The following is a 21,169-nucleotide window of genomic DNA, read 5'->3' as shown; positions in this document are numbered from 1 at the left end:
AGCGCCTGGCGGCCGCCGCATGGACTGTCAGTGGCGCACGAGATGATGTGACAGCACCGGCGGAAGATGCGGGAGGGGTGCTCGGCATGGGGTGGCACACGGAACCGCTCGTGGGATTCGATCTGGAGACCACGGGCACGGATCCGGCGACGGCGCGGATCGTCACGGCCGCCGTCACCGAGGCCAAGGCGGGCGAGCCGGTGGCGCACCGGTCCTGGCTGGTCGATCCCGGGGTGCCGATACCGCCGGACGCCGCCCGGATCCACGGCATCACCACCGAGCGGGCACGCTCCGCCGGGCGCCCGGCCCGGGAGGCGGTCGCCGAGATAGCCGAGGCGCTCGCCGGGTACTGGGCGGACGGGGTGCCGGTGGTGGCGTACAACGCCAGTTACGACCTCAGCGTGCTGGCCGCCGAGTTGACCCGGCACGGGCTGCCGCCGCTCGGCCAGGATGTGGGACCGGTGCTCGACCCGCTCACCGTGGACCGGGCGGTCGATCCCTACCGCAAGGGCTCCCGTACGTTGCAGGCCGCCTGCCAGGAGTACGGGGTACGGCTCGACGGCGCACACGAGGCGGGCGCGGACGCGCTGGCCGCGGTCCGGGTCGCCTGCGCGCTCGCCGAGCGGCATCCGCGAATAGCCGCCACCGAACCGTGGGAGCTGCACCGCCGCCAGGTGGTCTGGTACGGCGAGTGGGCCGAGGGCTACCAGCGCTGGCTGCGGCAGCGCGAACGGGAAGCGGTGGTGGACGGCCGCTGGCCGCTGCGGGCCGGCGGACAGCCGGGCTGAGCGCTCCGCTGGGAGTGCGGTGATGTGGCGTCGATCGTCTGCGGCGCCGTTGTGGCTGGTCGCGCCCACGCGGCGGAGCCGTACATGAACACAGACCCGCGCCCCTTCAGGGCGCTACCTGACCCCAGCGGACTTCGCCCGACCCGCTTGGACTGGACTAGAACGAGTACCAGCGCACCGTCTCATCGCCCTCCCGCAGCGATGCCACCCGGCGGCGGAACTCCGCGAGGGCGGCGGGGTTGCCGGGCGCGTGCTGGGCCACCCATGCGCAACTCGCCGTCTCCCGGGCGCCGCGCAGCACGGCGCAGCCGTCCCACTCGCGTACGTCCCAGCCGTACCGTTCGGTGAACTCCGCGTACCGCGCCGGGTTGAGGCCGTAGCGGTCCCGGTGCAGGGCGAGCACGACGAGATCGTGCTCGCGCAGATCGCTGGAGAAGGTCTCCAGGTCGACCAGCACCGGCCCGTGCGGGCCGACCAGTACGTTGCGCGGCAGCGCGTCGCCGTGGATCGGGCCTGGGGCCAGATGCGGTCGCAACTCGGCGACCCGCGCGGCGAGTTCGTCGCGGCGGTGGCGCAGGAACGCCGCGTCCGCGGGGTCGATGGCCTCTCCGGCCAACCGCAGCCAGCGCTCCACACCGTCCAGCAACTCGCGGCGCGGCAGCGGGAGTTCTTCCGGCCGCGGCAGCGCGTGGACGGCGCGCAGCAGTTCGGCGAGGTCGGCCGTGGTGGGCTGGCGGACCGGTTCGGGCAGCCGGTGCCAGTGGGTGAGCGGATGGCCGTTCACCAGGCGCGCGTGGGGGTGCGCCGGGCGCACGGTGGGGACGCGGTGTTCGTTCAGCCACTGGGCGGTGCGGACTTCGCGCTCCGCGCGGTCCAGCAGGGCGGCCTCTCGGCCGATCTTGACGACCACGTCGTTCACGGCGAACACGGCGTTCTCCCCGAGGGCCAGTAGCTCGGCCGCCTCCGGTGCGTCGGGGTGGCCCGCCGCCGCCAGTACGGTCCTGGCTTGCTGCTCGGTGAACATGTCCCTCCGGGGTCGCGCGTCGCTGACGAAGGGCCGCCGGGATGGTCCCGGCGGCCCTGTGGTTCTCCGTACCCCGTAACGGAGTTCGTGCACAGACAGTATGGGGCCGGATGGGGTGGCCCCATCCGGCTGGCCGGTGATCCTTGCGGCGGCGCGGACTCAGGCAACCTGCCGCACCGCGGAGAAACCGCCCGCACAAGCCGCGTACCGCCGCAGGACCAGCCGCGCCACCTCGGGCGCGTCCCCGAGGACGGACGCCAGGGCATCCGCATCGGCCGCCCCCCGGTCGATCCGGTCCGGCAGCACCCCGGGGGCGAGGACGTACGGCACCACGGCGACTCGCGGCACCCCCCCGGCCCGCAGTTCCGCCACCGCGTCCGAGGTGGAGGAGGGGTCCGCGGGCCGTACGGCGGCCCACCCCGTGCGCTCCCACTCCCGTGCGATCCCAGCGATCAGCGTCCGCGCCTCCGGGTCCGACGACCCGGCCGACGCCAACACCAGCCCGGTGGAACCCCGTTCGGCACCGCCCACCCCCGCCTCGGCCAACCGGCGCTCCATGGCGGCGGTGAGCAGCGGGGACGGCCCCAGCACATCGGCCTGCCGAACCGCCACACCGACGTGCCGTGCGGCAGCCTCCCGCAGCACCGCCGGGATATCCGTCTTCGCGTGGAACGCCCGGGTCAACAGCAGTGGCAGCGCCACGACCTCCCGCACGCCCTCGGCCGCCAACCGCTCGATGACCTGGGGAACCCGTGGGGCACAGTGTTCGAGGAAGCCCGTCTCCACCCGCAGCGCCGGGCGCGAGGCCCGCACCCGCTCGCAGAGCGCGTGCACCGTCGCGGCGTGCCGGGGATCGCGACTGCCGTGGGCGATGACGAGGAGGACGGGAGCCATCAGCGCGTCCCCGCCAGCAGCCCCCGGCCGCGCAGCACCCGGCGTTCGACCGGCCGGAAGAGCAGCAACTCGATGCCGATGCCGACGATGAGGATGAGCAGGATCGCGGCGAGCACTCCGGGCATGTCGGCGTTGGTGCGGGCGTTCTCCAGGAGTTGGCCGAGTCCGGCGCCGAGGTCGGGGGAGGTGGCGATGATCTCCGCGGCCATCAGGGAGCGCCAGGAGAACGCCCAGCCCTGCTTGAGTCCTGCGAGGTAGCCGGGCAGTGCGGCGGGTAGCAGGACGTGCCGTACGCCGCGCGGTCCGGTGGCGCCGATGGTGCGTCCGGCGCGTAGGAACAGCGGGGGGACCTGGTCGATGCCGGAGACCAGTCCGTTGGCGATGGACGGCACCGCGCCGAGCAGTACGACGGCGTAGATGGTGGAGTCGTTCAGGCCGAACCAGATGATGGCGGCCGGTACCCAGGCGACCGAGGGCATGGACTGCAGCCCGGACAGGATCGGTCCGATCGCGGCCCGTACCGGTGCGACGCGGGCCACCAGCAGGCCCAGGGGGGTGCCGATCACCACGGAGGTGAGGAAGCCCAGCGCGCCGCGGGAGACGGAGGTCCACACGTAGCCGAGCAGCGTGCCCTGCAGCCACATGGTGTGCAGCGAGCCGAAGACGTCGCCGGGGCTGGGGAGTTGGTAGTGCGGCTTGAGCTGGAAGTGGTAGGCGAGCTGCCACAGCGCCAGCACCAGTGCGATGGCGGCGACCGGCGGGAGTGCCTTGTCGCGCAGGAGTTGGCCGACCGGGGTCTTGGCGGTGGTGGGCGTCTCCAGTGCGTCCAGGCCCGCTTCCAGACCGGCGAGGTCCGGTTTGGTGGCGGGCCTGCTCTCGGGCCTGGTTTCAGTGCTGGCCATGGCGGCGGATCTCCCCCCGTAGCTGTTCGGTGATCTCCACGGACAGGTCGGCGACCGCGGCGTCCTCGATGCGGCGCGGCTGCGGTATGTCGACCGTCCATTCGCGGGCTATTCGGCCGGGCCGGGAGGAGAGCAGGATGACCCGCTGGCCGAGCCGTACCGCCTCGCGCACATTGTGGGTGACGAACAGCACCGAGACGCCTGTCTCGGCCCAGATCCGGGTCAGCTCCTCGTGCAGCACGTCGCGGGTGATGGCGTCCAGGGCGGCGAACGGCTCGTCCATCAGCAGCAGTTGGCTGTCCTGGGCCAGGGCGCGGGCCATCGCCACGCGCTGGCGCATGCCGCCGGACAGTTCGTGCACCCGCTTGCCGTGCGCGCCCTTCAGGCGGACGAGTTCCAGCAGCCCTTCGGCGCGCTCCCGCCGCTCGGCACGGGGCACGCCGCGCAGCCGTAGGGCGAGTTCGATGTTGCGGCCCGCGGTGAGCCAGGGGAACAGGGCGTGTTCCTGGAACATCAACGCGGGCCGCCCGCCGGGCGTTTGGATGCTTCCGCTGGACGGCCGGTCGAGACCGGCGACCAGGTTGAGCAGGGTCGACTTGCCGCAGCCGGAGGCGCCCAGCAGGCAGACGAACTCTCCGGGCGCGACATCGAGGGTGATGCCGTCCAGCACGTGCTGCTGGGTACCGGGACGGCCGAACGACTTGGAGACCTGGTCGAGACGGGCCGCGTAGCGGACGCCGGAGTCCTGTTGGACGGGCTGCTCGGTGACTTCAGTCGCCATGGGTGTCACCTCCTGGCGGTAAGGGGGGAGCGGCTACAGACCGGCGTCGGAGACCGAGGGCCTGCCCTCGGCCTTGAGGACCTTGTTCAGCAGCGTGAGGTCGTAGATGCCGTGCAGGTCGGGCGAGGTGAGCAGTCCGGCCTGTACGGCGTGGTCGGCTTCCTCGCGCAGCGTGTCGGCCAGCGGGTCGTCGGTGACCTCGACGTTCTTGAACGCCGTGTTGAGTACGCCTGCGGGCAGCGGCTTGCCGGACAGCTTCTGCAACTGGGCGTTGGCGGCCTGCGCGGCCTGGGCGGGGTTGGCCTTGATCCAGGCGTTGGTGTCCACCGATCCGCGCAGTACGGCCTCGACCACGTCGGGGTGTTCCTTGAGGAACTTCTGCGAGACCACCACATTGGTGATCACGAACTGGCCGTTCTTCCACAGCGTCTTCTCGTCCAGCAGCGTCCTGGCCCCCTTGGCGACCAGTTGCGAGGCGGTGGGCTCGGGAACCCAGGCACCGTCGATCTGGCCCTGCTGGAAGGCGATCGGGGTGGTCTTGTTGTCGATCCGCTCGACGGTGACGTCACCCTTGCCGGTCTGCGGGTCCTCCTTGAACCCCTTGGACGCCAGGTAGTTCAGCAGCGCCACGTCCTGGGTGTTGCCCAGCTGCGGGCTGGCGATCCGCTTGCCCTTCAGATCGTCCAGGCTCTTGATCTTGTTCGGGTTGACCACCAGGGAGACACCGCCTGACGCCGAACCCGCGATGATCTTCAGGTCCTGGCCGTGCGACTTCACATAGCCGTTGATCGCAGGCGACGGCCCGAGCCAGCCGATGTCGATCGCGCCCGCGTTCAGCGCCTCGATCTCCGACGGACCGGCGTTGAACACCTGGGTCTTGATCCGGGTGCCGCCCAACGCCTTCTGGAACAGCCCCTGTTGCAGGCCGACCAGCGGGGTGGCATGGGTGATGTTGGCGAAGTAGCCGATCGTCACCGAGTCGGCGGACAGCTTCTTACCGCCCGGGTTGGCGGCCGGGGCCGCGGTGTCGGTCTTCTGGGAGCCGTAGCCGCAGGCCGAAAGGGCTAGGAGCAGCAGCCCCGCGACGGCGGCGGTCACGGGCCGGGTTGTGAAGGTGTGCGGCGGACGATGGGTGCGCGGCGGGCGGTCGGCTGTCACGGGAGGGGTTCCTCTCGTAGGCCCGGGATCTGGCGCGCCCGTCAGGGCGGCCCCGGGTCGGCGGGTGGTGGTGCGGGGGGATGGGAGTACGCGGTGCGGCGGTGCGTCATCGGGCACATCGCGGCTCTCCGCCCCGGCCGCTGCCCAGCGTTCCGCTGCCGACGCGGCCGCCCTCCTTGGCGAAGCCGGAGTAAGCCTCGGTCGCCATCAGAAGTCCCAGCCATCGTCATCTACCGTGGAGTCGGCCTCCGCCTCGGCGGCGAACGCCTCCCCGACCATTCCGGCGGTCAGTGTGGTGCCGTCGGCCGGGTCGATCAGCAGGAACGAGCCGGTCAGCCGGGAGTCGGCGTAGGCGTCCAGCGGCAGTGGCTGCGCGGTGCGCAGCACCACCGCGCCGATGTCGTTGGCGGACAGTTCGCCGGGTTCGGCCTCATGGGCCAGTCCGGCGGTGAGGTTGATCCGGTACGGCAGCCCCTTCACGATCGCCTTGACGGTACGGGTGCCGTGCTTGAGCAGCACCCGCTCGCCCACCCGCAGTGGGCGTTCGTGCAGATGGCAGGCGGTGGCCGTGATGTCCTGCGTCACCGCGGGCGCGGTGGCGGTGGGGGCGATCAGGTCGCCGCGGGAGATGTCGAGGTCGTCGGCGAGCAGCACGGTCACCGACTGCGGCGCCCAGGCCACGTCCACCGGCTCGCCCAGGGCGTCGATGCCGGTGATGGTGCTGGTGGCCCCCGACGGCAGCACGGTGACCTGGTCGCCGACGCGCAGCACTCCGGAGCTGATCTGGCCCGCGTAGCCGCGGTAGTCGGGGTGCTCGGCGGTCTGGGGGCGGATGACGTACTGGACCGGGAAGCGGGCCGGTGCCCCGGTGGGGTCGGTGCCGACGGGGACGGTCTCCAGGTGTTCCAGGATGGTCGGGCCGCCGTACCAGTCCATGTGCGCGGACGGGGTCACCACGTTGTCGCCGTTCAGCGCCGAGATCGGGATCGCGGTGACCTCCGGCACGCCCAGCGCCGCGGCGTACGCGGTGAACTCCTCGGCGATCTTGGCGAAGACCGGCTCGGCGTACTCGACCAGGTCCATCTTGTTGACCGCCAGCACGACATGGGGGACGCGCAGCAGCGCTGCCACGGCGGCATGGCGGCGGGTCTGCTCGACCACGCCGTTGCGCGCGTCGACCAGCACGATGGTCAACTCGGCGGTGGACGCGCCGGTGACCATGTTCCGGGTGTACTGCACGTGCCCCGGGGTGTCGGCCAGGATGAACCGCCGCCGGGGCGTGGCGAAGTAGCGGTAGGCGACATCGATGGTGATGCCCTGCTCCCGCTCCGCCCGCAGCCCGTCGGTCAACAAGGCCAGATCCGGCGCCTGTTGGCCACGCCGCCTGGACGCGTGCTCGACCGCCTCCAACTGGTCGGCCAGCACGGACTTCGAGTCGTGCAGCAACCGGCCGACCAGCGTGGACTTCCCGTCGTCCACGGATCCGGCGGTGGCGAACCGCAGCAGTGAGGTGGCCGCCAACTCCTCGGTGGTGGTGCTCATGGTCAGAAGTACCCCTCGCGCTTGCGGTCTTCCATCGCCGCCTCGGACAGCTTGTCGTCGGCGCGCGTCGCGCCCCGCTCGGTCAACCGGGAGGTGGCGATCTCCGCGATGACCTGCTCGATCGTCACCGCGTCCGAATCCACCGCGCCCGTGCACGACATGTCACCGACCGTGCGGTAGCGCACCTGCCGCAGCTCGACCGGCTCGTCCGGCTTCGGGCCGCCCCACTCGCCCGCTGTCAGCCACATCCCGTTGCGGGAGAACACCTCACGCTCGTGCGCGTAGTAGATCTGCGGCAGCTCGATGCCCTCACGGGCGATGTACTGCCACACGTCCAACTCGGTCCAGTTCGACAACGGGAAGACCCGCACATGCTCGCCCGGCGCGTGGCGGCCGTTGTACAACTGCCACAACTCCGGCCGCTGGCGCCGCGGATCCCACGCCCCGAACTCGTCGCGCAGGCTGAACACCCGCTCCTTGGCCCGGGCCTTCTCCTCGTCCCGGCGCCCACCGCCGAACACCGCGTCGTAGCGGCCCTCACCGATCGCGTCCAGCAGCGGAACGGTCTGCAACGGGTTACGCGTGCCGTCGGGCCGCTCACGCAGCCTGCCGTCGTCGATGTAGTCCTGCACCCTGGCCACGTGCAGGCGCAGGTTGTGCTGGGCCACCGTGCGGTCCCGATAGGCCAGCACCTCGGGGAAGTTGTGCCCGGTGTCCACGTGCAGCAGCCCGAACGGCACCGGCGCCGGAGCGAACGCCTTCAGCGCCAGATGCAGCATCACGATCGAGTCCTTGCCGCCGGAGAACAAGATCACCGGCCGCTCGAACTCCCCCGCCACCTCACGGAAGATGTGCACCGCCTCGGACTCCAAAGCGTCCAGGTGCGACAGCGCGTACGGGTTGTCGGTCCCCTCAGCGGTTTCGGTCACCGTCGTCACGCTGTGCTCCTTCCGCTCGCTTGTCCGCCCTCGCGGCGCAGAGGCGCGCCTATCGACGTCGACTGCGGCCCGGCGGCCACGAGTGCGTCGCTCGCCAACTCCCTCTCCGCCAGCAGCGCGTGCAGCGCGGCAGCCGACTCCTGGACCGTGCGGCCGTCGGTCTCGATCCTCAGGTCAGGGGTAGTGGGCACCTCGTACGGGTCGTCCACCCCCGTCAGCCCCGAGATCTCACCCGCCGCCTGCTTGGCGTACAGGCCCTTCACATCGCGCGCCGAGCACACCTCGACCGGTGTCGCCACATGCACCTCCAGGTACCTGGTGCCGTTCTGCTCGTGCCGCTTGCGCACCGCCTCCCGGCTGTCCGCGTACGGCGCGATCACCGGAACCAGCACCTTCACCCCGTTCGACGCCAGCAACTCGGCGACGAAACCGATGCGTTGCACATTGGTGTGCCGGTCCTCGCGGCTGAATCCGAGCCCGGCGGAGAGGAACTCGCGGATCTCGTCACCGTCCAGCACCTCCACCCGGTGCCCGCCGTCGCGCAGCGTGGCCGCCAACGCGCGGGCGATGGTGGTCTTGCCCGCGCTCGGCAGACCGGTGAGCCAGATCGTGGCGCCCAGGTCCGTCACCGTGGTCTCCTCGTGGTCCGTCATCCGTGCAGCCCGCATTCCGTCTTCGCCCGGCCCGCCCAGCGGCCCGCCCGGGCGTCCTCTCCCGCCAGCACCCGCCGGGTGCACGGCGCGCAGCCGATGGAGGCGTAGCCGTCGGTCAGCAACGGGTTGGTGAGCACGCCGTGTTCGGCGATGTACTGGTCGACGTCCGCCTGCGTCCAGCGGGCGATGGGGGAGATCTTGACCTTGCGACGCTTGGTGTCCCAGCCGACGACCGGGGTGCCCGCCCGGGTCGGCGACTCGTCGCGGCGCAGTCCGGTGGCCCAGGCGCGGTAGTCCCGCAGTCCTTCCTCCAGCGGCTTGACCTTGCGCAGCGCGCAGCACAGATCGGGGTCCCGGTCGTGCAGCTTCGAGCCGTACTCGGCGTCCTGCTCGGCGACGGTCTGGCGTGGTGTGAGGGTGATGACGTTCACGTCCAGCACCGCGGCCACCGCGTCGCGGGTGCCGATGGTCTCCGGGAAGTGGTAGCCGGTGTCGAGGAAGACCACGTCGACGCCGGGGGAGACCCGGGAGGCCAGATGGGCCACCACCGCGTCCTCCATGGAGGAGGTGACGCACCAGCGTGGGCCGAAGGTGTCCGCCGCCCAGCGCAGGATGTCCAGCGCGTCCGCGTCCTCCAGCTCGCGGCCCGCCCGCTCGGCCAGCGCCTGGAGTTCCGCCTCGCTCTCGGTTATGTGATGCTCCGTCATGTTCTGCTGTCCCCTCGGGTGTTGGCCCGGCTCAGCCCCTTGGCCAGCAGTCCGATGAAGGACAGCCTGAAGGCCCGGTTGCACGCACCGCACTCCCATGCGCCATGCCCCTCCTCGGAGGGCCGCAGGTCCTCGTCGCCGCAGTACGGGCAGTAGAACGGCGCCGCTCGCTCGCTCATGACAGCTCCTCCTCACTGGCCCTGGCGGCCCAGGTGGCGAAGCGCTCGCCGTCCGCGCGTCCGGCCTGGAAGCGGCGCAGCACCCGCTCGACGTAGTCGGGCAGTTCCTCGGCGGTGACCTTCAGCCCGCGCACCTTGCGGCCGAAGCCGGGCTCCAGGCCGAGTGCGCCGCCCAGGTGCACCTGGAAGCCCTCGACCTGCTCGCCCTTGTCGTTGAGTACCAACTGGCCCTTGAGCCCGATGTCGGCGGTCTGGATGCGGGCGCAGGCGTTGGGGCAGCCGTTGAGGTTGATGGCGATGGGCTCGGTGAAGTCCGGCAGGCGGCGCTCCAGTTCGTCGATGAGCGAGGCGCCGCGCGCCTTGGTCTCCACGATCGCCAGCTTGCAGAACTCGATGCCGGTGCAGGCCATGGTCCCGCGCCTGAACGGCGAGGGGTTCACCTGGAAGTCCAGCGCCTCAAGCCCGGCGACCAGTGAGTCGACCTGGTCCTGTGCCACGTCGAGGACGATCATCTTCTGCTCGACGGTGGTGGCAAGCCGGTCCGAACCGTGCGCGGCGGCCAGTTCGGCGACCTTCGTCAGGGTCGCGCCGTCCACCCGGCCGACGCGTGGGGCGAATCCGACGTAGTAGCGGCCGTCCTTCTGCCGGTGCACGCCGATGTGGTCCCGCCAGCGGCTGCTGGGCTGCGGCGGCGCCGGGCCGTCGACGAGCTTGCGCCGCAGGTATTCGTCCTCCAGCACCTGGCGGAACTTCTCCGGGCCCCAGTCGGCCATCAGGTACTTCAGCCGGGCCCGGTTGCGCAGGCGCCGGTAGCCGTAGTCGCGGAAGATCCCGGTGACACCCGCCCACACATCGGCCACCTCGTCCAACGGCACCCAGGCCCCGAGGCGTTCGGCGAGCCGCGGGTTGGTGGACAGCCCGCCGCCGACCCACAGGTCGAAGCCGGGGCCGTGCTCGGGGTGGACGACGCCGACGAACGCGACGTCGTTGATCTCGTGCACCACGTCCTGCACGGGCGATCCGGAGACGGCGGTCTTGAACTTCCGCGGCAGGTTGGAGAAGTCCTTGTTGCCGATGTACCGGCGGTGGATCTCCTCGACCGCGGGCGTGCCGTCGATGATCTCGTCGGCCGCGATGCCCGCCACCGGGGAGCCGATGATCACCCGGGGGCAGTCGCCGCACGCCTCGGTGGTCGACAGGCCGACGGCCTCCAGCTTCTGCCAGATCGCCGGTACGTCCTCGATGCGCACCCAGTGCAGCTGGATGTTCTGCCGGTCGGTGATGTCGGCGGTGCCGCGCGCGTACTGCTCGGACACCTCGCCGATGGCGCGCAGTTGGGCGACGGTCAGCCGTCCACCGTCGATGCGCACCCGCATCATGAAGTACTTGTCGTCCAGCTCCTCCGGCTCCAGGACCGCGGTCTTGCCGCCGTCGATGCCGGGCTTGCGCTGGGTGTACAGCCCCCACCAGCGCATCCGTCCGCGCAGGTCCGCCGGGTCGATGGAGTCGAAGCCGCGGTGGGCGTAGATCGTCTCAATGCGTGTCCGCACATTGAGACCGTCGTCGTCCTTCTTCACCTGCTCGTTGCCGTTGAGCGGTGTGAAGTGGCCGACGGCCCACTGTCCCTCGCCGCGGTGGCGGCCAGCCTTGCGGCGGGACGGTGCGGCGGATGCGGAGGGCGGATTGCTGGCCATGGCGATGCGGTCCTTCAAGCGGGGACAAGGTAGCCGACGTGGCCGAGGACCCCACCTGACCTGTGTTTACTGGGGTGGTGGGCACCCGTGCGGCCGCGGCGACGACGGAGCGTGGAACGGTCGGCGCTGGACGGTCAGCTCGCCGGACAGATGGCGCTGGACATGCGGCCGAGGTCGACGTGCAGTCGACCTACCAAGGCGGTTCCAGCGCGAGACATGACCGAAGCGTGGCATGCCGCTCTTGGAGGAGTCCACCATTATCCAGAATATGGACGCGCTGGTCTTGTATGCCGAGACGAGTGTGTTGCGGGTCACCGTTCCGCGCCGGGCCATGGACCCTCGATGGCCGGCTTGTCCTCCTCGCCGGTCACCGTCTCGAAGACCCGGAAGCCGCGCCGCTCGTAGTTGGCCAACGCGTGCGGCCCGTCCAGGCTGCAGGTGTGCAGCCAGACCCGCTTCGTGGGCGCCCGGTGCGGCCAGCGCTCCGCCAGGTCCCAGGCCCGCGCCGTGCCGTACGACAGCAGATGGCCGCCGATCCGCCGACCGCGGAACTCCGGCAGCAGGCCGAAGTAGACGATCTCCACCCGGCCTTCGTCCTGTCCCTCCAACTCCAGGTAGCCCGCGGGCGTTCCCCGCTCGAACGCCACCCAGGTCTCCACGCCCGGCCGTTCCAGGTACTCCCGCCACCGTGCCTGGTTCCAGCCCAGCCGGTCGGTCCAGGAGACGTCCGCACCGACCGCGGTGTAGAGGAACCGGCTGAACGCCGGGCTCGGCACCTCGGCCCGCACGACCCGGACCCCGGCCCGCGGATCCGGCTCGGCGGCCGGGCGCAGGTCGGCGGCGGAGGTCTGCTCCAGGGACCAGGTGGTCACGGCGATGCGCATGCGGCCCAGCCAACCACGATCCGCCCGCGCGCCGCTCGGCCGGGGGTGCGCGCCGCCGCGGCGCGGACGCCGACCGCCACGCGAACGCCGGGCCGCCACGCGGACGCCGGGCCGCCACGCGGACCGGTACCGGCACTGGCCCGACCGGCCGCGGCCGACCGAGAGCCGCCGAAGCGGCCTACCGCGTGCCGGTCAGCCGAGCGAAGACCACCACGTTCCCGGCGTACCCCGTGCGCCGGGAGAACGCGCCGCCGCAGGTGATGACCCGCAGTTCCGGGCGGCCGGTGTCGTCGTAGACGCGCTTGGCGGGGAAGGCGCTCTTGGCGAACAGCTCTATGCCGTAGACGGTGAAGACCGCCGTCCTGCCGTCGGCGCGGGTCACCTCGACGTGGTCGCCGCGGTGCAGTGCGCCGAGGTTGTAGAAGACGGCGGGTCCCGCCTTGTTGTCCACATGGCCGTCCATCACCGCGGTGCCGCGCTGCCCGGGCGCGGGGCCGCCGCCGTACCAGGCGGCGAGGTTCTTGTCCGCCGGCGGCGGGACGCCGACCCCGCCGTCGTTGTCCCGGCCGACCCGCATCACCGGGGCGTTCACCCTGATCGCCGGGATGCTGATCCGGGACGGCGCGGCGAACGGCAGCGGTGCCGGGTCGCCGCTGGACGGCACCGGGGTGGCGGTCGAGTCCGCGGAGGCCGGGCGCGGCGGGCCGCCCTGGGCCGTGGTGCCGTCGTGGATCAGGTATCCGCCGAGCAGCGCGGCCGCGGCCATCGCGACGGGCGGGACCGGGCCGCCGCGCCGTCGGCGGCGGGTGACCGATCCGGCCTGACGGGGCGTCGGCTCCGGTGCGCGGGGTATGTGCGGCATGCCTCCTCCTGAAGCCTCGCTGTGCGGCACGCTAGTCGCGGTCCGCCCGCCCGGCGAGATCTGACGGGCGAACGGGTGGCGGGTCGCGGTCCGCGCTACGCCGATGGGGTAACCGCCGTCCGAGTGAACGTCAGGAACCCGTTTTCGATCCCGTGTGACCTGCGGCGTTACCGGCTCAACTCGCTCCCCGGCGGGGCTCGTGGCGCTGGCCCCGACGGGCCGCGCGGATGCGGGCGCATAAAGGCCGGGTGAGTCTCGGACGTGGACGCGCTCCAGCCGATCCCGGGGCGCCTCGCCCCAGGCGCGTCCAACGGAGGATCACCATGATCGTCACTCGTGCCCTCGCAGCCACCGCCGCCGCTGGCGCCGCCCTCGGCCTGGCCGCCCCGCTCGCCGCGGCGGCGGCTGGTCCCGCGACCCCGTCCGCCTCGAGCTCCGCCCCGAGCTACGGCTCGAACTCCGTCTCGAACAACATCACCGTCACGCCCAGCGACGTCAGGCCCGGTGGGACGCTGACCATCACCGTCGCCGGCACCTCATGTCGCGGCAGCGGCAGGCCCTACAACGCCGTCGTCGAGTCCAGCGTGTTCTCGCGTACCCCGCTCAAGGGGATCAACCAGGGCTCCTCGGTCGCCACGGTGAAGGTACTTCCCACCGCCAAGAACGGTGCCTACAAGGTCACCGCCACCTGCGCCGGCAAGTCCATCACCGGTGGTGACTTCACCGTCGGCGACATCGCCGTCAAGGGCGACCCGCCGAGGGGCGTGGCCCGCAAGCTCGGCGCGCTGGTCAAGGGCGCCAGGAGCCGCGCGATGAGCAAGGGCGGCGAGGGCATGGCGGCGGCCCCGACCACGGCCCCGAGCATGGGCCCGAACACGGCGCCGGGCATGGCCCCCGGTGCGGCCCCGAGCAGCGGCCCGCTGACCAAGGGCGCCAAGACCGGCCTCGGCGGCAGCCACGACGGCGTCAACACGGTCCAGGCCGCGCTCGGCGCCACGCTGCTGGCGGCGGCGGTCACCGGCGGCGGGGTCTACCTCGTCCGCCGTCGCGCGGGTTCGAAGTACTGACGCCCCCGCACCCAGTACGGTCCGCCCCCGCAACCGGTAGCCGCGCGGGGGCGGACACGCGTGTCCGCCGGAGGGATCCGACGGCGCGTCAGGCGGGGCGCCGTCTTCCGCGGCTGTGCGGGGTCGGCGATGATGGGCCGCTGTCGGCGCGTCGGCGGAGAGGACATGACCATGGCCGTTCTCCGGAGCGGACAGGGCGTACTGCGCCGCAAGCCGGTCGAGGCGATCGAGCGCATCGAGGACGACGAGGCCACGGCCACCGGGGGACGGCTCAACCGCAGCCTGGGTCTATGGCAGCTCACCGCCATCGGCATCGGCGGCATCATCGGCGCCGGGATCTTCACCCTCGCGGGCACCGTGGCCAACGGCACGGCGGGACCGGCCGTCGTGATCTCGTTCCTCATCGCCGGTGTCGCCAGCGCGGCCGCGGCGTTGAGCTACGCGGAGTTCGCCGGGCTGATCCCCAGGGCGGGCTCCGCCTACACCTACGGGTACGCGGTGCTCGGGGAGATCGTGGGCTGGTTCATCGGCTGGGACCTGCTGCTCGAGTACACCGCGATCGTCGCGGTGGTGGCCATCGGCATCTCCGGGTACTTCGACTTCCTGCTCAGCCAGGCCGGGATGAGGCTTCCGGCGTGGCTGCTCGGCGCCCCCGGCACCGGGCGCGGCCACCGGGTCGACCTGTTCGCCGCCGTGCTCTGCCTGCTGATCGCCTATCTGCTCACCCTCGGCATCCGCAGCGCGGCGCGCTTCGAGACCACGGTCGTCGGCATCAAGGTCGTGGTGGTGCTGCTGGTCATCGCCGTCGGTTTCTTCCACATCGACACCGCCCACTACCACCCGTTCTTCCCCTACGGCGTGGCGGGTACGTTCACCGGCGCGGCCACCGTCTTCTTCGCCGTCTTCGGCTACGACGCCATGAGCACGGCGGCGGAGGAGTCGCAAGACGCCCAGCGCCACATGCCGAAGGCGATCGTCTACTCGCTGGCTGCCTCGATGGTGCTGTACGTACTGGCCTGCCTGGTGCTGACCGGAATGCAGAGCTACCGGGACATCGACAAGGAGAGCGGTTTCTCCGGCGCGTTCAAGTCGGTCGGACTCAACGGCATCGCCAACGTGGTCGCGGTGGGGGCGATCATCGGCATCCTGACCGTCATGTTCACGTTCATGTTGGGAGTCACCCGGGTCTGGTACTCGATGAGCCGGGACGGGCTGCTGCCGAAGGGGTTCGCGCGCACCCATCCGACGCGGCACGTGCCGACCAGGGTGACCTGGATCGTCGGTGTGGCGTCGGCGGCCATCGCCGGGTTCGTGCCCATCGGTACCGCGGCCGAGCTGACCAACATCGGCATCCTGCTGGCGTTCGTGGTGGTCTGCGTCGCGGTGATCGTGCTGCGCTACCGGCGGCCCGAACTGCCGCGCTCGTTCCGCTGCCCCGCGATGCCGGTGGTGCCGGGGATCGGCGCGCTGTTCTCGGTGTGGCTGATCACCTTTCTGCACTGGCAGACCTGGGTGCGCTTCGCGGTCTGGTTCCTGGTGGGGCTCGCCATCTACTTCGGGTACTCCTACCGGCGCTCGGAGCTGGCCCGCACGCCGTAGACCGACCGAGCGCTCACTTCAGCAGCCGGGACAGCCGCCGGTCGGCCAGTGGCCTGCCGTCGGTCTGGCAGGTCGGGCAGTACTGGAGCGACGAGTCGCGGTACGACACCTCACGCACCGTGTCGCCGCAGACCGGGCAGGGCTCGCCGGTACGGCCGTGTACCCGCAGACCGCTCTTCTTCTCAGCCTTCAACTCGCCCGCCACCAGCCCCCGCGAGCGCTCCACCGCATCGCGCAACGTACCGCGCAGCGCCTCGTACAGCGCGCCCACCGCCGCCTCGTCCAGCGTCGCGGCGATCTTGAACGGGGACATCCGGGCGGCGTGCAGCACCTCGTCGGAGTACGCGTTGCCGACCCCGGCGATCACCGACTGGTCCCGCAGCACGCCCTTGATCTGCCGCCGCTCACCCGCCAGCAGCCCCGCGAAGACGTCCACGGTGAACGCCGCGTCGAGCGGATCCGGCCCCAGCCGGGCGATGCCCGGTACGTCGGCCGGGTCGCGTACGCAGTACACGGCGAGCCGCTTGTGGGTACCGGCCTCGGTCAGGTCGAAGCCCGAGCCCGACGGCTGCGCCAGCCGCAGCCGCAGTGCCAGCGGCCCCTTGCCCGGGCGCGGCGGCGCGTCCGGAAGCCGGTCCGACCAGCGCAGCCAGCCCGTCCTGGCCAGATGGACCACCAGATGGGTGCCGTCGTCGGCCGCGATGTCGAGGAACTTCCCAAGCCGCCTGGCACCGGTGAGGGTACGGCCCTCCAGGCTGGTCAGCGGCGGGTCGTACGTCTTGAGCACCTGTACGGACACCGGGTACACCCGCTCCACCACGCGCCCGGTCAGGCGCTCGCCGAGGAACCCGGCGAGCGCCTCGACCTCCGGCAACTCGGGCATACCGCCAGTCTGCCACTCAGCGCGGAACGCGGGCCGCCCGGACCACCGGGGCGGTGGAGAACGGCAGCAGGTCCAACGGGTCGGCGGGGCGCCGCACTTCCACCGCGATTTCGTCCGTGAAGCGGTACGGGCGGTGCGCCAGTACGCCCGCCAAGTGCCGCCGCAGCCGGGACAGTTCGGCCCGTACGGTGACCTCACGGGTGGCGTCGCCGAACAGGTCGGCCGCCAACTGGGCGGCGCTGCTGCCGTCCCGCCGCACGGCGAGGGCGAACAGCAGCTCGGCGTGGCGCGGACTGAGCCGCTGCGACCAACTGCCGGACGGGCCGCTGACGGTGACCGTCCAGGACCGGGCGCAGGTCAGATCCAGGATGACCCGGCTCGGCGCGGCGGCCTCCCGCCTGGGCGCCGGGCCGACCCGCACCAGCCAGCCGCCCGGCAGCGGCTCCAGCACGCACTGGCCCAGCGACGGCAACCACGCCTCGCCCGCCACGGGCGCGTCGGGCAGCGCCACCCGGTCCATCGGCGGCAGCCCGGTGATCGCCGCGGTCCAGCCGTCCCGGTCCACGGCCACCGCCTGGCCGTCCAGCCGGGCCAGCACCGGTGCCGCGGCCGACCGCAGCCGCTCCACCGACTCCCAGTGCCGGATGCGCAGTTCACCCTCGGCGACCCGGGCGACCGCGCTGACCAGGGCCAGGGTCGCGGGGTGCGTGGTGGCGGCGGGGCAGGTCACGTCCACCGCGCCGAGCAGTCGGCCGTCGCGCGGATCGTGCAGTGGCGCGGCGGCGCAGGTCAGCTGGTGCAGGGCGCGGACGTAGTGCTCCGTGGAGTGCACCTGCACCGGGCGCCGGGTCACCAGTGCGGTGCCGATGCCGTTCGTGCCCGCCACGTCCTCCGCCCACGCGGCGCCCTCGACCAGCTCCAAGCGGTCCGCGCTGCGTCGCATCGCCTGGCTTCCGGCCCGCCACAGCACCCGGCCGTCGGCGTCGGTGACCACCACGAGGTGGCAGTCGGACTCGGCGATCGACCGCAGCGAGTCCCGCAGCGTCGGCAGTACGTCGCCGAGCGGAGAGGTCCTTCTGCGGTGCTCGATCTCGTCCAGCGGCAGGAAACCGGTGTGCTGGACGCGGTCCGGGTCGACCGCGGTGCGCAGCACCCGCTGCCAGGAGTCGCCGATCAACGGCCTTGGCGGGGCTATGGGTTGGCGTGGGGTCAGTGCCGCGTCGGGCGGCTGAGCGAGTACCACCGGGTCTGCTGGCTGCTGGTTCACGTGCGGTCTCTCCGAGCTGTCGGCCCCCGTGCCCTTCCGCGTTGCCCTTTATGGTGCCGTCCCGGTGGTGGGCCGCGCCGGGGATGCGGAAAAGAGTTGCAACGTTCTGCAACGGTTGCCGCCGGGGCGCGGTCTGCCGGAGAGTGGCCCGGAGTCAGACCTGTCGCCCCCTCCCCCCTGGGGCAACCGGTCGACGCCAGGGTGGTGCCGAGTCGGCGCGGCACCACCCGTGCGTCCCCACCTCCACATCAGCCCTCCCAGACCGGGTGGGTCCGCATAGCCGCCCGGCGAGGAGCACGCCTTTGCGGGCGCCCCCGGCTGTTTGAGGCAGGCCCCGGGCGCACCCCCGCGCGGCCACGCCCCCACGCGCGCCCTCACGCCAAAACCGCAGAAGGCGGCCAGGGCGCGAGCCGTGGCCGCCGAAGCGGGGCGCGCGTCAGCTCTGCGGGACCGGGCGGGCCCGGTTGACGATCGACGCCAGATCAAGCGTGTGCGGCAACGTGCCGAAGGCCGTGCCCCAGTCACCGCCCAGGCGGGACGCGCAGAACGCGTCGGAGACCTGCGGGGGCGCGAAGCGCACCAGCAGCGACCCCTGCAGGACCAGTGCCATCCGCTCCACCACCCGGCGGGCGCGGGCCTCGATGCCCGTCAGATCGGCCAGCTCGGTCAACAGGTCCTTGATCGCGGCGTCCAGCCGGTGGTCGGCGCCGCGCGCCAGCCCCAACTCGCCGAGGAACGCGCCGAGCGCGTCGGGCTCGCGTTGCAGCGCGCGCAGCACGTCGAGCGCCTGCACGTTCCCCGAACCCTCCCAGATCGAGTTCAGCGGCGACTCGCGGAACAGCCGCGGCATGCCCGACTCCTCCACGTACCCGTTGCCGCCCAGGCACTCCAGCGCCTCGCCCGCCACCGCGGGGCAGCGCTTGGTCACCCAGTACTTGGCCACCGGGACGGCGACCCGCCGCAGGTTCCGCTCGTGCTCGCTGTCACTGTCATAGCTGGCGGCCAACCGCAGCGCGGTGGTGGTCGCCGCCTCCGACTCCAGCGCGAGGTCGGCCAGCACGTTGCGCATCAGCGGCTTGTCGATCAGCGGCCCGCCGAACGCCTCCCGGTACGCCGTGTGGTGGATGGCCTGGGCCACCGCCTGCCGCATGATCGCCGCCGAGCCGGAGACGCAGTCCAGCCGGGTGGCCGCCACCATCTCGATGATCGTGGCGACCCCGCGCCCCTCCTCGCCGACCCGGCGCGCCCAGGTGCCGGAGAACTCCACCTCGCTGGAGGCGTTGGAGCGGTTGCCGAGCTTGTCCTTCAGCCGCTGGATGGCGAACGTGTTCCGGGTGCCGTCGGGGAGCACCCGCGGCAGCAGGAAGCAGGTCAGGCCCCCTTGTCCTCCTTTGGAGGGGGTTGCCTGGGCGAGTACCAGGAAGGCGTCGGACATCGGCGCGGAGCAGAACCACTTGTGTCCGGTCAGCAGATACGTTCCCGCTTCGGCCAGCGGCTCGGCCCGCGTGGTGTTCGCCCGTACGTCGGAACCGCCCTGCTTCTCCGTCATGCCCATGCCGCACAGCGCTCCGGCCTTCTCGTCGGGCGGCAGCAGCTCCGGCTCGTAGACCCGGGAGGCCAGCCGCGGCTCCCACTCGGCGGCCAGCGACGGCTCATGGCGCAGGGTGGGCACCGCCGCGTGCGTCATCGACAGCGGGCAGCCGTGCCCCGCCTCGACCTGCGTCCAGGTGATGAAACCGGCGGCGCGCCGCAGATGCCCGTCGGGCCGGGACCAGGCGTCCGTCAGGCCCGCCGAGACGGCATGGCCGAGCAGCCGGTGCCAACTGGGGTGGAACTCGACCTCGTCGACCCGGTTCCCGTACCGGTCATGGGTGCGCAGCACCGGCGGGTAGGCGTTCGCGTCCTCACCCCAGCGCTGGGCCTGCGCCGAGCCCGCCGCGCGGCCCAGCTCGCTCAGCTCGGCCGTGATCTCATCCAGCCGCTCCGGCGCGGCGTGCCGTGCGACGCCCTCGGTCAGTGCCGGGTCACAGGCGTAGACATCGTAGGTGACCAGCGGCGGAGCCTGGTTGGTCACCGTGTGTGTAGGGGCTGCCATGGCAGCTACGGTAGGCAGGTGGAGGCAGCAGAGGGAACACCACCGCCGAGACGTGGACGGTTGCACAGAGCGCGGGCCCTGTACCGCAACGTTTCCAAACGGAAGGTCGTCTGGCTGCTGGTCAAGGACACGTTCAACTCCTGCATGGAGTACCGGGTCACCGGCCTCGCCGCGGAAGCCGCGTTCTTCGTGCTGCTCTCCCTGCCGCCGCTGCTGCTGGGCCTGGTCGGCGCCATCGGCTACCTCGACTTCGCCATCCGCGCCGACACCGTCGGACACATCCGGAACAACATCCTCACCGCCTCGGCGACCGTGCTGTCGAACAAGGGCGTCAACCAACTGGTCCGGCCGCTGGTCGACAGCGTCTTCCGGCCCGGCCGGGCGGACGTGATCTCGCTGGGCTTCATCTTCGCCCTGTGGTCCGGCTCCCGCGCGGTGAACGTGTTCGTCGACACCATCACGATCATGTACGGGCTGGAGGGGCGGCGCGGCATCATCCGCACCCGGCTGCTGGCCTTCCTGCTCTACATCATCGCCCTGATCGTCGGCGCCGTCGTGCTGCCACTGCTGGTCGCCGGTCCGGAGGCGGTGATCAGCCTGGTCCCGCACAGCGCGGGCATCGTCAACGCCCTGTACTGGCCGGTGGTGCTGGTCCTCTCGGTCGCCTTCCTGACCACCCTGTACCACGTGTCGGTGCCGGTGCGCTCGCGGTGGATCGAGGACATGCCGGGCGCGCTGGTCGCCCTGCTGATGTGGGTGCTCGGCAGCTTCCTGCTGCGCATCTACCTCACCCACACGGTCGAGGGGCCGACGATCTACGGATCGCTCGCCGCGCCGGTCGCGGTGCTGCTGTGGATCGGCGTGTCGGCCTTCGCGGTACTGGTCGGCGCGGCCGTCAACGCCGCCATCGACCGCATCTGGCCGTCGGTGGCCACCGCGGCGGCCCGCGCCGAACGGGACCGGGAGAACGAGCGGGCGGCCGAGGAGGTGGTGGCCCGCGCGGAGGCCCGCCGCGCCGCCAACCACGAGAGCCCCACCGACGAGATCGGCCCCGAGGGCGAGCCGCCCGCGGAGTTCCCCGAGCGCTGGGCGCACTTCCTTCCGCACCGCGACCTGCGCGCCCGGCTGCGCGGCAGACGCAAGCGCCAGCCTCCGGCGAACGGCACGTCCGCGACGGACGGCCCGGGGGAGAAACCGGTGGACGGCGATTCCGACGATGCGTAACGTCACGTATGTCAACGGCTGAGCGGGG

General features: G+C 71.9%; 20 protein-coding genes and 1 pseudogene. 4 read left to right on the top strand and 17 right to left on the bottom strand.

The features are described from left to right. The first annotated feature begins 86 nt into the window (after positions 1 to 86). A complete protein-coding gene (locus tag NON19_RS14520; RefSeq protein WP_255928054.1) occupies positions 87 to 788 on the top strand; it encodes a 3'-5' exonuclease in 702 nt (233 codons plus the stop codon). Positions 789 to 945: 157 nt separating this feature from the next. On the opposite strand, the gene NON19_RS14515 is transcribed toward NON19_RS14520, so the two are convergent. The 14 genes and pseudogenes from NON19_RS14515 to NON19_RS14455 form a co-directional block, all read right to left on the bottom strand. Continuing rightward, on the bottom strand, positions 946 to 1,812 hold the full coding sequence (locus tag NON19_RS14515; protein ID WP_255928053.1) for a phosphotransferase enzyme family protein: 867 nt from the start codon (positions 1,810 to 1,812) through the stop codon (positions 946 to 948). Positions 1,813 to 1,971: 159 nt separating this feature from the next. Continuing rightward, positions 1,972 to 2,706 carry a sirohydrochlorin chelatase gene (locus tag NON19_RS14510; RefSeq protein ID WP_255928052.1) on the bottom strand — a complete coding sequence of 245 codons (735 nt, stop codon included), beginning with the start codon at positions 2,704 to 2,706 and terminating at the stop codon, positions 1,972 to 1,974. Beyond that, entirely contained in the window at positions 2,706 to 3,608 is a 903-nt protein-coding gene (locus NON19_RS14505; RefSeq protein WP_255928051.1) for an ABC transporter permease, read from the bottom strand. Before NON19_RS14505 ends, NON19_RS14510 begins: the two co-directional genes overlap by 1 nt. Beyond that, positions 3,595 to 4,389: an ABC transporter ATP-binding protein gene (locus NON19_RS14500; protein ID WP_255928049.1), complete on the bottom strand. Its 795-nt coding sequence runs from the start codon at positions 4,387 to 4,389 to the stop codon at positions 3,595 to 3,597. The genes NON19_RS14505 and NON19_RS14500 overlap by 14 nt, the downstream gene beginning before the upstream one ends. 33 nt (positions 4,390 to 4,422) lie before the next feature. Then, positions 4,423 to 5,487: an aliphatic sulfonate ABC transporter substrate-binding protein gene (locus tag NON19_RS14495; RefSeq protein ID WP_255928047.1), complete on the bottom strand. Its 1,065-nt coding sequence runs from the start codon at positions 5,485 to 5,487 to the stop codon at positions 4,423 to 4,425. 267 nt (positions 5,488 to 5,754) lie between these two features. Beyond that, a complete protein-coding gene (locus NON19_RS14490; protein ID WP_255928045.1) occupies positions 5,755 to 7,089 on the bottom strand; it encodes a sulfate adenylyltransferase subunit 1 in 1,335 nt (444 codons plus the stop codon). A gap of 2 nt (positions 7,090 to 7,091) precedes the next feature. Further along, entirely contained in the window at positions 7,092 to 8,027 is a 936-nt protein-coding gene (gene cysD / locus NON19_RS14485; RefSeq protein WP_255928043.1) for a sulfate adenylyltransferase subunit CysD, read from the bottom strand. Between the two features lie 92 nt (positions 8,028 to 8,119). Further along, positions 8,120 to 8,695, bottom strand: a pseudogene (cysC, locus tag NON19_RS14480) (adenylyl-sulfate kinase); the annotation flags it as partial. Then, the gene (locus NON19_RS14475; protein WP_255928041.1) at positions 8,677 to 9,387 is read right to left on the bottom strand and encodes a phosphoadenylyl-sulfate reductase; all 711 of its coding nucleotides are present in this window, start codon (positions 9,385 to 9,387) and stop codon (positions 8,677 to 8,679) included. The gene NON19_RS14475 and the pseudogene cysC, both read right to left, overlap by 19 nt. Then, positions 9,384 to 9,566, bottom strand: a complete 183-nt coding sequence (locus NON19_RS14470; protein ID WP_255928039.1) for a hypothetical protein — start codon at positions 9,564 to 9,566, stop codon at positions 9,384 to 9,386. The genes NON19_RS14475 and NON19_RS14470 overlap by 4 nt, the downstream gene beginning before the upstream one ends. Continuing rightward, positions 9,563 to 11,260 carry a nitrite/sulfite reductase gene (locus NON19_RS14465; RefSeq protein WP_255928085.1) on the bottom strand — a complete coding sequence of 566 codons (1,698 nt, stop codon included), beginning with the start codon at positions 11,258 to 11,260 and terminating at the stop codon, positions 9,563 to 9,565. The genes NON19_RS14470 and NON19_RS14465 overlap by 4 nt, the downstream gene beginning before the upstream one ends. A 134-nt stretch (positions 11,261 to 11,394) precedes the next feature. After that, complete coding sequence (locus NON19_RS33690) at positions 11,395 to 11,478, bottom strand: putative leader peptide (protein ID WP_372514136.1); 84 nt, start codon at positions 11,476 to 11,478, stop codon at positions 11,395 to 11,397. Positions 11,479 to 11,571: 93 nt separating this feature from the next. Then, positions 11,572 to 12,144, bottom strand: coding sequence for a GNAT family N-acetyltransferase (locus NON19_RS14460; RefSeq protein WP_255928037.1), 573 nt, complete (start codon positions 12,142 to 12,144; stop codon positions 11,572 to 11,574). 178 nt (positions 12,145 to 12,322) lie between these two features. Continuing rightward, the gene (locus NON19_RS14455) at positions 12,323 to 13,006 is read right to left on the bottom strand and encodes a class F sortase (RefSeq protein ID WP_372514133.1); all 684 of its coding nucleotides are present in this window, start codon (positions 13,004 to 13,006) and stop codon (positions 12,323 to 12,325) included. 323 nt (positions 13,007 to 13,329) lie between these two features. On the opposite strand from NON19_RS14455, the gene NON19_RS14450 reads away from it, so the two are divergent. Together NON19_RS14450 and NON19_RS14445 are read left to right on the top strand one after the other, a co-directional pair. Beyond that, positions 13,330 to 14,073 (top strand): hypothetical protein, encoded by a 744-nt coding sequence (locus NON19_RS14450; protein WP_255928035.1) that lies wholly within the window; start codon positions 13,330 to 13,332, stop codon positions 14,071 to 14,073. Between the two features lie 171 nt (positions 14,074 to 14,244). Further along, complete coding sequence (locus NON19_RS14445) at positions 14,245 to 15,672, top strand: amino acid permease (RefSeq protein ID WP_255928033.1); 1,428 nt, start codon at positions 14,245 to 14,247, stop codon at positions 15,670 to 15,672. Positions 15,673 to 15,685: 13 nt separating this feature from the next. Here the strand turns inward: NON19_RS14445 and NON19_RS14440 are convergent, their stop codons facing one another. From NON19_RS14440 to NON19_RS14430, 3 genes are all read right to left on the bottom strand, one after another. Beyond that, positions 15,686 to 16,555, bottom strand: a complete 870-nt coding sequence (locus NON19_RS14440) for an Fpg/Nei family DNA glycosylase (protein ID WP_255928031.1) — start codon at positions 16,553 to 16,555, stop codon at positions 15,686 to 15,688. Between the two features lie 16 nt (positions 16,556 to 16,571). Further along, entirely contained in the window at positions 16,572 to 17,822 is a 1,251-nt protein-coding gene (locus NON19_RS14435) for a GAF domain-containing protein (RefSeq protein ID WP_372514132.1), read from the bottom strand. A 436-nt stretch (positions 17,823 to 18,258) separates the two neighbouring features. Beyond that, positions 18,259 to 19,917 (bottom strand): acyl-CoA dehydrogenase family protein, encoded by a 1,659-nt coding sequence (locus NON19_RS14430; protein ID WP_255928029.1) that lies wholly within the window; start codon positions 19,915 to 19,917, stop codon positions 18,259 to 18,261. 18 nt (positions 19,918 to 19,935) lie between these two features. On the opposite strand from NON19_RS14430, the gene NON19_RS14425 reads away from it, so the two are divergent. Further along, a complete protein-coding gene (locus tag NON19_RS14425) occupies positions 19,936 to 21,141 on the top strand; it encodes a YihY/virulence factor BrkB family protein (protein WP_255928027.1) in 1,206 nt (401 codons plus the stop codon). Positions 21,142 to 21,169: the final 28 nt, after the last annotated feature.

Source organism: Streptantibioticus rubrisoli (assembly GCF_024436055.1).
GTDB classification, from domain to species: domain Bacteria; phylum Actinomycetota; class Actinomycetes; order Streptomycetales; family Streptomycetaceae; genus Streptantibioticus_A; species Streptantibioticus_A rubrisoli.
This window is presented reverse-complemented; position numbering and strand designations above follow the sequence as displayed.